10 protein-coding genes are annotated in these 12348 nt (G+C 66.2%); 4 read left to right on the plus strand and 6 right to left on the minus strand.

All coding sequences use genetic code 11. The features are described 5' to 3' along the window. Window positions 1-22: 22 nt before the first annotated feature. The 5 genes from ACZL02_RS07780 to ACZL02_RS07800 all read right to left on the minus strand — a co-directional run bounded on the left by ACZL02_RS07780 (window position 23) and on the right by ACZL02_RS07800 (window position 8095). Entirely contained in the window at window positions 23-1387 is a 1365-nt protein-coding gene (locus ACZL02_RS07780) for a long-chain fatty acid transporter (RefSeq protein ID WP_472938021.1), read from the minus strand. 305 nt (window positions 1388-1692) lie between these two features. Further along, the gene (locus tag ACZL02_RS07785) at window positions 1693-4479 is read right to left on the minus strand and encodes a valine--tRNA ligase (protein WP_472938022.1); all 2787 of its coding nucleotides are present in this window, start codon (window positions 4477-4479) and stop codon (window positions 1693-1695) included. 86 nt (window positions 4480-4565) lie between these two features. Further along, window positions 4566-5663, minus strand: a complete 1098-nt coding sequence (locus ACZL02_RS07790; RefSeq protein WP_472938023.1) for a PopZ family protein — start codon at window positions 5661-5663, stop codon at window positions 4566-4568. A 177-nt stretch (window positions 5664-5840) separates the two neighbouring features. Then, window positions 5841-7259, minus strand: coding sequence for a TolC family outer membrane protein (locus ACZL02_RS07795; protein WP_472938024.1), 1419 nt, complete (start codon window positions 7257-7259; stop codon window positions 5841-5843). A gap of 185 nt (window positions 7260-7444) precedes the next feature. Next, window positions 7445-8095 (minus strand): protein-L-isoaspartate O-methyltransferase family protein, encoded by a 651-nt coding sequence (locus ACZL02_RS07800; RefSeq protein ID WP_472938025.1) that lies wholly within the window; start codon window positions 8093-8095, stop codon window positions 7445-7447. 310 nt (window positions 8096-8405) lie between these two features. Here ACZL02_RS07800 and ACZL02_RS07805 point away from each other — a divergent pair, with 310 nt between their 5' ends. Beyond that, window positions 8406-8561, plus strand: a complete 156-nt coding sequence (locus ACZL02_RS07805) for a DUF1127 domain-containing protein (RefSeq protein WP_472938026.1) — start codon at window positions 8406-8408, stop codon at window positions 8559-8561. A gap of 166 nt (window positions 8562-8727) precedes the next feature. On the opposite strand, the gene ACZL02_RS07810 is transcribed toward ACZL02_RS07805, so the two are convergent. Continuing rightward, entirely contained in the window at window positions 8728-9405 is a 678-nt protein-coding gene (locus ACZL02_RS07810) for a TetR/AcrR family transcriptional regulator (RefSeq protein WP_472938027.1), read from the minus strand. 238 nt (window positions 9406-9643) lie between these two features. On the opposite strand from ACZL02_RS07810, the gene ACZL02_RS07815 reads away from it, so the two are divergent. The 3 genes from ACZL02_RS07815 to ACZL02_RS07825 are packed head-to-tail and all read left to right on the plus strand — an operon-like array spanning window position 9644 to window position 12348. Continuing rightward, window positions 9644-10705 (plus strand): putative urea ABC transporter substrate-binding protein, encoded by a 1062-nt coding sequence (locus ACZL02_RS07815; protein ID WP_472938028.1) that lies wholly within the window; start codon window positions 9644-9646, stop codon window positions 10703-10705. 24 nt (window positions 10706-10729) lie between these two features. Next, complete coding sequence (locus ACZL02_RS07820) at window positions 10730-11548, plus strand: ABC transporter permease (RefSeq protein WP_472938029.1); 819 nt, start codon at window positions 10730-10732, stop codon at window positions 11546-11548. Continuing rightward, complete coding sequence (locus ACZL02_RS07825; protein ID WP_472938030.1) at window positions 11548-12348, plus strand: ABC transporter ATP-binding protein; 801 nt, start codon at window positions 11548-11550, stop codon at window positions 12346-12348. Before ACZL02_RS07820 ends, ACZL02_RS07825 begins: the two co-directional genes overlap by 1 nt.

Here is a 12348-nt window from a genome sequence, read left to right on the forward strand (position 1 = left end):
CCGATCCGTCGGTGCACTTTCCTTAAAAGCTGAGTTTCAACGAGGCGTTGCCGGCGTAGACGAAGGTGCCGTCCACGCTCCCGTTAAAAAAGGCGCCCTCGGAGATCTTCTGGTCGCCGGACGTCCAGTAGCCAACGAGGCCACCGAAGCGGATCTCGCTCCACTTGTTCTGCTTGAACGAGACGCCGCCGGAGACGGTGTAGAGGTCGGTGTAGGTCGTCTCCGCGCCCGACGAAACGCCCTTGTCGTAGCCGAGCGTCAGGACGCCGGAGATCTCGTCGTTGAAGGCGCGACCGATGCCGATGCTGCCGGTGTAGCCGTCCTTCCAGTGATAGGGCGAGAAGCTGGAGGAGGAACCGAGGGTCGGGCTCGAGATCGTGCTGACGACCTCGTTATTGGTGCTCCAGTCCGTCCAGCGGAACGAACCCAGCAGCAGCGTGCCCGGCGCGATGCCGGTCTGGGCGTTGATGGTCAGCGTCTGTGGGCTGACGGCCTCGCTGAGCACCGAGTCGACGTTGAGGACACTGCCGACGCCGAGGCCGCGCTGCGCCAGCGCTGCCGAGACTGCGCCGCCGAAGGCGGTCGGAATGCTCGCCTGCTGGCCGTTCGGCAAGGTCAGGAAGGCGGTGTCGGAGATTTCGACCGTGCCGGAGCCGCGGATATCGTCGTGCCGGACCTCGGATCGGTAGAGGATCTGCGCGCGCAGGGCGATATCAGGGCGCTCATAGGCCGCGCCGATGCGGTAGCCAAGTTCGAAGCCGCCGTCGCTCTCGACGTCGACGAGCGTCGGCAGCGTGATCTGTGCGCCACGCAGCGACGCGACGAGCCCTGCCCCCTGGGCACCGGTCGACCGAAACAGCGGGTTCAGATTGCGCTCGCCAATGCTGCTGCCGTCAAAACTGAAATCCTCGACGAACAGGCCGCCGATGAAGGAGAACCGCGCGGCCTCGGTGGAGTAGCTGATACGGCAGGTCGCGCCGAATTCGTTCGTGCTGAAGTCCGTGCTGATGGTCTGCGAGGTCGAGGTGGCCGAGGATACCTGCCGCGGGAGGGCGCCGTTCGGCGCGCCGCTGTAATCTGCCTCGGCCGCGAACGGAATGGTGTAGGTTCCGGCGCAGGCAAAGCCCTCATTGCCGAAGGCGACGGCGAGCGACGGGATCTTGTACGTCCCGGTATAGTCGCCGAACTCACCCTTCTGGCCGTTGATCGAATCGAAACCGCGGTTGGGGTTGACGTAGGTGAAGCCGAAACGCGACGACACCGCGCCTTGCTCGTAGAGGATGTCGGTATCGGCAGCGCCGCGCTGGAAGCCGCCCGCCATGGCCATCGACGCGGAAAACAGCAACGCCAGGACGCTTCCTGCCCGAACCAGCTTCAAATACCGCATCGCTTGCCCCCATCCGTGTTCCTCCTCCCCCGAGGAGCCGGGCTTTCACATCCCGTTGACGCAAACGTAAATGAAAAGACGGGGTTTGCAACGGAACGAGATGCGCCCGGCGGTTGCCGAGGGCAGTTTCGCCACAGTCTCGCAGCCTGCAAGACCGATTCCGGAAAGGTCGTCAAAGGTCTGACGATGCTGCGCTATCTCCTCCTGCCGAAATCGCCGACGGCCCTCCGGCGGTATCTTCCGCCGAAGGGCCGTCCAATCGCCGCCGGACCGTGGCGAAAATGCGACAGTTTCAGGAGTGGCCGTCAGTCGTCCTGAAGCAGCAGGAGGGCCTGCGAGAGCTTCTCGGCCTCCAGACGATAGGCCTCGCGCTTGCGGCGCTCCTCCTCGACGATGTCGTCCGGCGCGTTGGCGACGAATCGCTCGTTGCCGAGCTTCTTGTCGATCCGCCCCATTTCATCGAGCGCCTTGCCGTGTGCCTTGGTGAGGCGCGCCCGTTCGGCCGAGATGTCGATCATGCCCTCCAGCGGCAGCGCGAAGGTAGCGCCCCCGACGAGGATCTGAGCCGACTGCCGCGGCGCGACGTCCGCAGCCGTGATCGACGACAGACGTGCCAGCCGCTTCAGCGAGGCATCGTGGCGCGCCAGCCGCCCGGCCAGCAGATCATCCGGCTGCACGGCGACAAAGGCCGCCTCGGCGCCCGGCGGCACATTCATCTCGCTGCGCACCGACCTGATCTCGTTGACCATCTCGATCAGCCAGTTGATGTCGCCCGCGGCATCCGCGTCGAGGAAATCGACCGATGGCCAATCGGCATGGCAGAGCAGCGTCGCGCGCGGCGCGGCTTCCGGTGCCGTCAGTGTCCAGAGCTCCTCCGTCAGGAAGGGCATGAACGGATGCAGCAGCGCGAAGACGCGATCCAGAACATAGCCGGTGACGCGCCGCGTCTCCTCCTTCGCCGACTCGTCCTCGCCGAGGAAGATCGGCTTCGACAGCTCGAGATACCAGTCGCAGAAGTTGTTCCAGACGAAGCGGTAGAGCGCGCCCGCCGCCTCGTTGAAGCGATAGGCCTCGATCGCCTTCTCGGTCTCGGCGACCGTCCGCGACAGCTCGGTCATCAGCCAGCGGTTCAGCTGCAGCGTCAGCGTCGACCCGTCGACCGCAACGCCATGTTCTGCGCCGTTCATCCCGGCGAAGCGCGTCGCGTTCCAGAGTTTCGTGCCGAAGTTGCGGTAGCCGGCGATGCGCTGGGTATCGAGCTTCACGTCGCGGCCCTGCGCCGCCATGATGGCGAGGGTGAAGCGCACGGCGTCCGCACCGAACTCGTCGAACAGCTCGATCGGGTCGATGACGTTGCCCTTCGACTTCGACATCTTGGCGCCGTTCTTGTCGCGGACGAGCGCGTGCACGTAGACGGTCTTGAACGGCTCCTCGCCCATCACGTGCAGGCCCATCATCATCATCCGGGCGACCCAGAAGAAGATGATGTCGAAGCCGGTGACCAGCGCCGAGGTCGGGTAGTAGGTGGCAAGCTCCGGCGTCTTCTCCGGCCAGCCCATGGTCGAGAACGGCCAGAGCGCGGAGGAGAACCAGGTGTCGAGCACGTCCTCGTCGCGGGTGATGAGGTTCGCCCGCAGCGCCGGGTCCGCGGCCATGGCGCGGGCCTCGTCATCCGAGATCGTGCCGTTGGTCACGTAGTACGCGAGCGCGGCGGCGACGGCCTCCTCCTCGGTCTTGGCGACGAAGATCTTGCCGTCCTGGCCGTACCAGGCCGGGATCTGGTGGCCCCACCAGAGCTGGCGCGAGATGCACCAGGGCTGGATGTTCTCCATCCACTCGAAATAAGTCTTGTCCCAGTTCTTCGGGACGAAGTTGGTGCGGCCCTCGCGCACGCTGGCGATGGCGGGCTTCGCCATGGTCGCGGCATCGACGTACCACTGGTCGGTGAGGTAGGGCTCGATCGGCACGCCGCTGCGATCGCCGTGCGGAACCGTATGCGGGTGATCCTCGATCCGGGCGAGGTAGCCGCCCTCCTCCATCATCTCGACGATCTTCGCCCGTGCGGCGAAGCGGTCGAGACCGTGGATCGCGGCGGTGGTCGCGTCGAGCTCGGCCGTGCGGTCGAGACCGGCGAGGAAATCCTCGTTCTCGGCAAGCGTAATCGCGGCCTCGATCGTCATCAGGTTGATCTTCGCCAGATCGTGCCGCTTGCCGACCTCGAAGTCGTTGAAGTCGTGCGCGGGCGTGATCTTGACCGCGCCCGAACCAGCCTCCGGGTCGGCGTAATCGTCGGCGACGATCGGGATCAGGCGGCCGACCAGCGGCAGGCGCACGTGCTTGCCGACGAGCGACTGGTAACGCTCGTCCTCGCCGTTCACCGCGACGCCGGTATCGCCGAGCATGGTCTCCGGCCGGGTCGTCGCGACGGTGATGAAGGTGGCGGGGTTCTCCGGATCGAAGGTCTCGCCGTCGATCGGGTAGCGGAAGTGCCAGAGATGGCCCTTCACGTCCTGCTGCTCGACCTCGAGGTCCGAGATCGCCGTCAGCAGCTTGGGGTCCCAGTTGACGAGGCGCTTGTCCTTGTAGATCAGGCCCTTCTCGTAGAGGTCGACGAACACGGTGCGGACGGCTTCCGACAGCCCCTCGTCCATGGTGAAGCGCTCGCGCGACCAGTCGCAGGAGGCGCCGAGCCGGCGCAGCTGGCCGAGGATGGTGCCGCCGGACTCTTCTTTCCACTGCCAGATCCGCTCGACGAAGGCCTCGCGGCCCATGTCCCGCCGACCGGGCTCCTTTCGCTCGCGCAGCTGCCGCTCGACGACCATCTGCGTCGCGATGCCGGCATGGTCCATGCCCGGCTGCCAGAGGACGTTCTTGCCGCGCATCCGCTCGAAACGGACCAGCACGTCCTGCAGCGTGTTGTTGAGGGCATGGCCGATGTGCAGCGAGCCGGTGACGTTCGGCGGCGGGATGACGATCGAATAGGGCTCGGCACCGGGCTTGGCGCCAGCGCCGGCGCGAAAGGCGTCCGCCTCCTCCCAGCGCTCGGCGATGCGCGGCTCGAGGCTGGCGGCGTCGTAGGTCTTCTCGATCATGATGTCGTCCGATGGAAAGCAGGAAGGCGTGTCGCCCCGGTTACGCCTAAGCTTTCCGCCGTGTCAACGAATCCTGCGGCCGAGCGTCAGCGGCGGGGCCCGCGCGAGACGCGCTCGATCTCTTCGCGCACCATCCGCTCGACGATGCGCGGCAGGTTGTCGTCCAGCCATTCCTGCAGCATCGGCCGCAGCATTTCGCGCGCCATTTCCTCCATCGACTTCATCTGCCCGTCGCGGATGGCCCGGGCGAGATCGTCGAAGGCGGCCGCAACCTGGGCACCGGCGGCTTCCGACATCAGCGAGGACGCGGCGGTGATCACCGAGGGCTCCGGCGCAGGCGCGGATGGTACTGGCTCCGCCGCCTCAGCCGCGTCCCGCCCAAGGCCGACCGCGCGGTTCAACTCGGAACTGAATTGCTCTTCGTCGAAGCCGGCCACCAGGTCGACAACCTCGGGCGCAGCCGCTGCGACGGGCGCGGAGCGGCTGGCCTCGACCAGCGTGCTGGGGACGATCCGGTCAGCGGCGACGATCGTCACGTCCGGAAGCGCAGCTGCCGGAGCTGTCACTCGCGCAGCTGTCACTGGCGAAGTTTTGGCGTCCTCCCCCTCGCCCATCGCGGGTCTGACGGCACTTTCCGCCAACGATGGTAATGGCGATGACGATGGCGACGCCTCCCGGCCGAAAGCGCCGGCGAGCGACAGGCCGTCCCGGGTGACGCCCTCCCGCAGGAGAGCGCGCGGCGGAAGCTCGGGCCGGCGGGGCATCGGCTCGCGCCGTGACACACGCGACCGCGAGCGCAGAAGGGTGGAAGAGTCCAGCGAGACCGGCTCGGGCTCCGACGAACCCGGCTCGGATGGCGGCGCGGCGATCACGACATCAGCGGCCTGGGCCGGCTGCTCCGCGGCAGCGACAGGTGCGGCATCGTCGGCGGAGGCCTCGTCAGCCGCGGCGGTCACTTCGGCGTCGACGGCGGGCATCGTCTCGGCGCCGGTCCGGGGCGCATCAGCGTTGGCCGGCGCGAAGTCGCGGGCGAGCGTGCCGAAATCCCAGTCCGGGCCATCGGCCGACATCTCGGCATCACCGCCGCTCGGCGCAGGATGGCCATGCAGCACGTCGCCCGCAGGCTTCGGCCGTTCGTCGCCGCTTTCGATAATCCGGCGTATCGACGCCAGGATTTCTTCCATCGAAGGCTCTTTGAGGGAAGGCGCGTTGCTCATGGGGGCTGCCTGCATCTTCGAGAACGGCCGCACGCGGTCGAATCATGAAGAACAGCCTAACGCGAAAGCCGGCGGGAAAGAATCCCCGGCCGGCTTTCGCAATCGATATCACCAGATGAATACGCCCCGGTGGGCGCGCGCGGCCTAGCGGCCGTCGGGCGTGCGCATGCCCGACCACTTGTCCTTGACCGCCTCGTAGTGCTGCTTCGGCTCGTAGACAGCGACCGCGAGTTTCAGGCGGGTGACCGAGAGGCGGCCGATGGCCGAGGCCAGGGCATAGCTCGCCACCACCTCGTCGCGCTGTGCGCCGACGAGCAGGATCTGCGCCGAGATCAGGTCGCCCTGCGCGTTGAGGACGTCGAGCGTGGTGCGCTGGCCGACATTGCGCTCCTCGATGACGCCGTTCAGCGCCAGCCGGGCGGCGCGGGTCTGCGCGTTGTAGCCGGTGACGTTGGCACGTGCGGCCTGCAGTTCCGCCCAGGCGGTGGCGACGGCGGCGCGCACCGCATCGCGCTGGCTGTCGACCTCGATCTGCCGCTGGCCCAGCACTTCCTTGTACTGGCGGACCTGCGAAGCGACGATGCCACCCTGGTAGATCGGAATGCTGAGCGTTGCCCCAACCGTCGCCGACATGTCGTTGCTGGTGGTCACGTCGACGCCCGGCAGGCTGTTGGAATTGGGCGTCGTGTCCGACAGCGCATAGTCGTTGTCGACCGAACCTGAGAGACTGAGGGTCGGCAACGCCTGGCCTTCAGCGGACTTCACCTGGAACGCCGCGGCGTCGACCGCGTAGAGCGTCGCGAGGATCGCCGGATGCTCTTTCTGGGAGATCGCCAGCGCCTGGACGATCGAGTTCGGCATCATGCTGTTCGGCGCCTTGCCGGGATCGAGCTGGTTCGGCGCATCGCCGATGATCTGCAGGTAGCTGGCCTCGCTGGTCGCGACCTGAGCCAGCGCCGAGTTCAGCAGCGCCGTCGCCAGCGCCTGCTCGGCCTCGGCCTGCGCGACGTCGGTGCGGGTGCCCTCGCCGACGTCGAAGCGGGCGCTGGCGGCGCGCACCTGCTCGTTGAGGAAGGCGAGGTTCTGCCGGCGCAGCGCCGCGATCTGGCGGTCGCGCAGGACGTTCATATAGACCGTCGCCGCATCGTAGAGCGTGTTCTGCTCGGTGTTGGCGAGGTTCTGCTGCGAGGCTTTCACCGTCGCCTCGGCCGAGCGCACGTTGTTAGGCGTCTGGAAACCGTCGAAGAGGGTCTGGCTGACGGTGACGCCGAAGCCGATCTGGTCCGCGCGGTTGCGCTGCGTCGTGATGTTGTCGCCGTAGGTCGTCCGCGAGCGATTGAGCTGACCGCTGCCGGAGGCGGTGACCCGGGGACGCAAGCCGCCCTTGGCCTGCGGCACGTTCTCGTCGGTCGCCCGCAACTGGGCCCGCGCGACGTTCAGATCCTGATTGTTGCGATAGGCACGCGCCAGCGCACCGGTCAGGCTTTCCGCACTTACATTCCCAACACCGGCCAACACGGTACCCGCCGCCAGCGCGACTTTGATCCAGGAATTAAACTTCACTCGACGTCTCCAGATCTAAAGTGCCACCGCAGCCATATACCCTGTGGCCTGCGGTGTCCGCGTCGCAAGGAAATCGTGCCGCATTCTCCATCGGAAAACCCGGGTTAACCCCTGCAGCGCTGCTGCGACCCCCGCGACACGTTAGCACTTGAATCGGCCGAGTGGTGTGGCCGGAAACAAACACTCTAGAATGTAAATTTTGCAGTGCGCTCGAAGCCTGGCAGCGGCCGGATGCTGCAGTTGAAGGCGAAGCGACCGGACACCACGCCCTCCTCCTTTATGTAAAGCATTGCCGCGGCAGCATTTCCCAGTCCCTCGACGGCGACGAGCCGGCCGCCCTCCGCCAGCTGCGCGAAAATTGCCTCGGGGATCACGTCGACGGCCCCCTCGAAAAGGATGACGTCGTAGGGTGCGCCATCGGCCGCCCCGTTGCCGAGCGGCGCCTCGACGACGCGGCACGAATCGTGTCCGAGGCGGGCGAGCGTTGCCGTCGCGGCCGACGCCAAGCCCGCGTCCGACTCCACCGCCACGACACTTGCGGCCAGGTGGGAGATGATGGCCGCCGAGTATCCGGTGCCGCAACCGATATCGAGCACCCGGTCGTCGCCGTCGATCTGCACCAGCTGGAGGAGCTTGGCGAAGGGCGACGCTTCCATGACGAAGCGGCCCGGACCGATCGGCAGATCGCCGTCGATATAGGCAAGCCGCTGGCGCGGACCGGTGACGAAAGCCTCACGCGGCACGCTGAGGAAAGCCTGGAGAATGCGCAGGTCGGTCACATCCGTGGTGCGGATCTGGTTGTCGACCATCTTGATGCGAGCGGCTTCGAAATCCATGTCCGCGGTCCCGTCTGCGAGCGATGCCCTCCCTTAGTCGCCCGCCCCGGGCTGTGCAAGACGGAACGCCGGAAGGCGCCTGCCACGCGGGTGCGACGGAGCCTTCCGCCTGCCGGAAAGCGGCTGTTTGGCGGCATCGACGCCGACGCCTTCGCCTTGGCGTTTTTATAAGCACGCCTATCTGAACGGCCTACAAAATAGGCGATCCATGCCACTTCTGCATAAGTCGCGTGCAGTCTTTGCTCTTCTTTTACGCACACGCGCGGCGTATCTAAGCAGCATCAAATGAACCCGAAAGCACACCAACACCATGTTCGCCCTCCTCGCCAACCGCATCAAAGACTTCCGCGCCCACCGCCGCACCGTCAGCCTGCTGTCGCAGATGGAAGACCGGCAGCTCTGGGACATCGGTCTGATCCGCGGTGACATCGATTCCGTCGTCCGCCGCGGCCGCATCCAGCATTAAGCTTCGAGCATCCTGCGACCGGGTGAACGCCCTCGTCGCAGTGTGATGCCGGAGGCTCGAACACCGCGCTTTGGTGTCGCCGATCAGCGGACCTAGATTGCGCCGGTTTGGATCTACCGCCTACGTTTAAAAGCTCCGTCGCATCCGCGGCGGGGCTTTTTTCATGTCACGATCCGGCGGACTGCTTCTCCTCGCCCAGCCTCGACAGTGGGGCCTCCCCGGACCCCGGTGACCGCCAGGCCATCCCGCACAGCAGCGTCGCGACGAGATCTCTGAGATCGTCGATGTCCTCCAGGATGCGGTCGTCGCCGCGGCTGGCGGAAGCGTGGAAGATGCCATCGAGGTGGAGCGTGATGGTCCTCGCCGTCTTGGCGACGTCGACATCGGCGAAGAGACCGGACGCGACGCCGCGGCCGATGCAGTCCTCGAGCAGCGCTTGCTCCCGGCGGTAGAAGTCGGCGATCAGCGCGTCCGTCGCCGCATCGCGGGCGGCGGAAGCGGCATAGTCGGCCATGATCTTCAGCATGCGGCCGATGGTCGGCGCCAGCTCCACATGCATGTCCAGCCAGGCGTCGATGCCACCCTTCGGGTCGTCCGCACCGGCACGCCGCGCTTCGTGGCCGGCGACAAGGCCCTCGACGACATGGCCGATCGTCCGGCGAAAGAGCTGGTCCTTGCTCTCGAAGTAGTAGTGGATCAGCGCCGCGTTAATGCCGCAGGCTTCCGCGACATCGCGAACGGTCACTAGGCTGTAGTGGCGCCCGGCAAACTGGCGCAGCGCCTCGTCGAGGATCATGGCGCACCGGGTCGCAGGGTCGAGCCGCTGCCGGATCGCGGTCTTCATCCAGTCTCCTTCATCGAACGCCGATCCTGCGCGCTTCCGCTTGGCTGCGGGCGGGTGCGCAGCCGCTGGTCATGCGCTGCACAATTCGAACTCTTTGGCCTGTAAATAACAAACATACCAATGCCTTGAATGTCGATACGACGCCTTTTCTTTGGGCTGTGCAAACGCCGGGAACCGTCTCATATTAATCCATCGGTGAATAGCGCCAACCCGCCGGCGCGTCGATCAGGAGCCCCGGATGAAACGTCTGTTCCGCGCCGCCGTCCTCACTCTGGCCATGAGCCTTGCCGCCACCGCGGGCCATGCCGAGGAGCGCAAGAGCTTCAAGCTCGGCTACAGCATCTATGTCGGCTTCATGCCCTTCGCCTGGATGAAGAGCTCCGGCGTCATGAAGAAATGGGCGGACAAGTACGGCATCGACGTCGATATCGTGCTGCTCAACGACTACGTTTCCGGCGTCAATCAGTTCATCGCCGGCGATCTCGACGCCTACGGCGTCGCCAGCATGGACGCGCTGGTGATGCCGGCCGCCGGCGGCGTCGACACCTCGATCTTCCTGCTCGGCGACTACTCCAACGGCAATGACGCGATCGTCTCGAAATCGGTCAAGTTGGTCGCCGACCTCAAGGGGCAGGAGGTGCATCTGCTGCAGTTCAGCGTCTCCCACTACCTCCTCAACCGCGCTCTGGCGCTGGCCGGCCTCAGCCTTGGCGACGTGAAGACGGTGAACATCTCGGACTCCGAGATTGCCGCGGCCTACCTCACGCAGCCAGAGCTGGTCACCGCAGCGACGTGGAAGCCGATGGTGCCGGATATGGTGAAGAGCGTTGCGGGATCGGAGATCATCTTCGACTCATCGAAGATCCCCGGCGAGATCATGGACGTCTTCATCGGCAAGACGGACGTGCTGAAAGACAATCCGGCCTTCGCCAAGGCGGTGACGGGCGCCTGGTACGAGGCTCTCGCGACGATGGAAGGACCGGACTCGGCGGGCATCAAGGAGGCGATGGCCGCCGGCATGGGCACCGACGTCGCCGGGCTCGCCACCCAGGTCGAGACCACGCACTTCTTCAAGACACCGGCCGAGGCGGTCAGCTTCATGACCGACGCCAAGACCAAGGCGATCTGGGACAGCGTGCGCACCTTCTGCTTCGACCAGGGCTTGTTCGGCCAAGGCGCCGACAGCGTCGACGCGATCGGCATCGAGATGCCCGACGGCTCGGTGCTCGGCAGCAAGGACAACATCAAGCTGCGCTTCGACCCGACGTTCGCGAAGATGGCGGCCGACGGCAAGCTCTAGCAGCGGCAGGCCGGGAACACGCGCATGCGCCGCATCATAAACTATCCGCCGGGCCGGATGCAGAAGCTGGTGCTGGGCACCTTGCCCTTCCTGATCATCCTCCTCGCCTACATCCTCGCCTCGAACGCTCGCCTCGAGGTGGCGCCGGCCGACAAGATCATGCCGAGCTTCGGCAGCTTCTATGCCGCGATCGTCAGGCTGATGACGAAGGTCGACCCGGCGATCGGCCAGCCGGTGTTCTGGTTCGACACCTGGCTGAGCCTTGGCCGGCTCGGCACGGGCCTCGGCATCTCGGCGCTGATCGGCCTCGTCCTCGGCATACCGATCGGCTTCATCCCGCAATTGCGGGCGGCCTTCGATCCGGTGCTGGCGGCGCTGTCGCTGGTGCCGCCGCTCGCCTTGCTGCCGATCCTGTTCATCGCCTTCGGCCTCGGTGAGTTGTCGAAGATGGTGCTGATCGTCTTCGGCGTCGCGCCATTCCTCGTCCGCGACGTGGTGCTGCGGGTGGCGGCGATCCCGCGCGAGCAGATCGTCAAGGCGCAGACGCTCGGCGCCTCGACGTGGCAGATGCTGCTCGACGTGGTGCTGCCGCAGGTGATGCCGCGGCTGATCGATTCGGTGCGGCTCTCGCTCGGCACCGCCTGGCTCTACGTGATCGCCGCCGAGGCGATCACCGCCGAGGGCGGGCTCGGCTACCGCATCTTCCTCGTCCGCCGCTACCTCGCGATGGACGTGATCCTGCCTTACGTCTTCTGGATCACCCTCCTCGCCTTCCTGATCGACCTCGCGCTTCGCCAGCTGTCGCGCGCGGCCTTCCCCTGGAACGAGCTGAAGGACGCCTGATGACGGAAATCCGCTTCGACGGCGTCTGGAAGGAATACGGGCCGGCGATCATCCTGGAGAACATCAACTTCACCCTGGCCGACCACGAGTTCCTGGTCATCGTCGGGCCGAGCGGCGTCGGCAAGACGACGCTGCTGCGCATGCTCCTGGCGCAGGAGCGTCCGACTCGCGGGCAGATCCTGCTCGACGGCAAGCCGATCGCGGCAGAGCCGACGGCCGACCGGGGCGTCGTCTTCCAGCGCTACTCGGTTTTCCCGCACCGGACGGTGCTGGCCAACGTGATGACCGGTCCGCAATGGGCCGCCTCCCCCTTTACCGGCCGCCTGTTTGGCGCGGCAAGGCATGCGCTGCGGGACGAGGCCATGGCGTTGCTGCAGCGGGTGGGCCTTGCCGAGGCTGCGGGAAAATACCCGCAGCAGCTCTCCGGGGGCATGCAGCAGCGCCTCGCCATCGCACAGGCGCTGATCAACCGGCCGAAAGTGCTGCTGCTCGACGAGCCTTTCGGGGCGCTCGATGCCGGCACCCGCAAGGCCATGCACACCTTGGTCGGCGAGCTCTGGGCCGAGCACGAGATGACCATCGTCATGGTCACGCATGACCTCAACGAGGCGTTCCTGCTCGGCACGCGCGTGATGGCGGTCGACAAGGCGCGGCACGATCCGCACGCCCCGGAGCGTTACGGCGCCGGCATCTGCTCCGACTTCTGCACCAAGCTGCGCATCGTGCGAGACAGCCAGCGCTTCGAGGCGCGTCGCCAAGTAGCACCCACTGCCCCTCCTCTCTCCCTGGTAAAGGACTGA

Source organism: Mesocryomonas fontinalis (genome assembly GCF_055730125.2).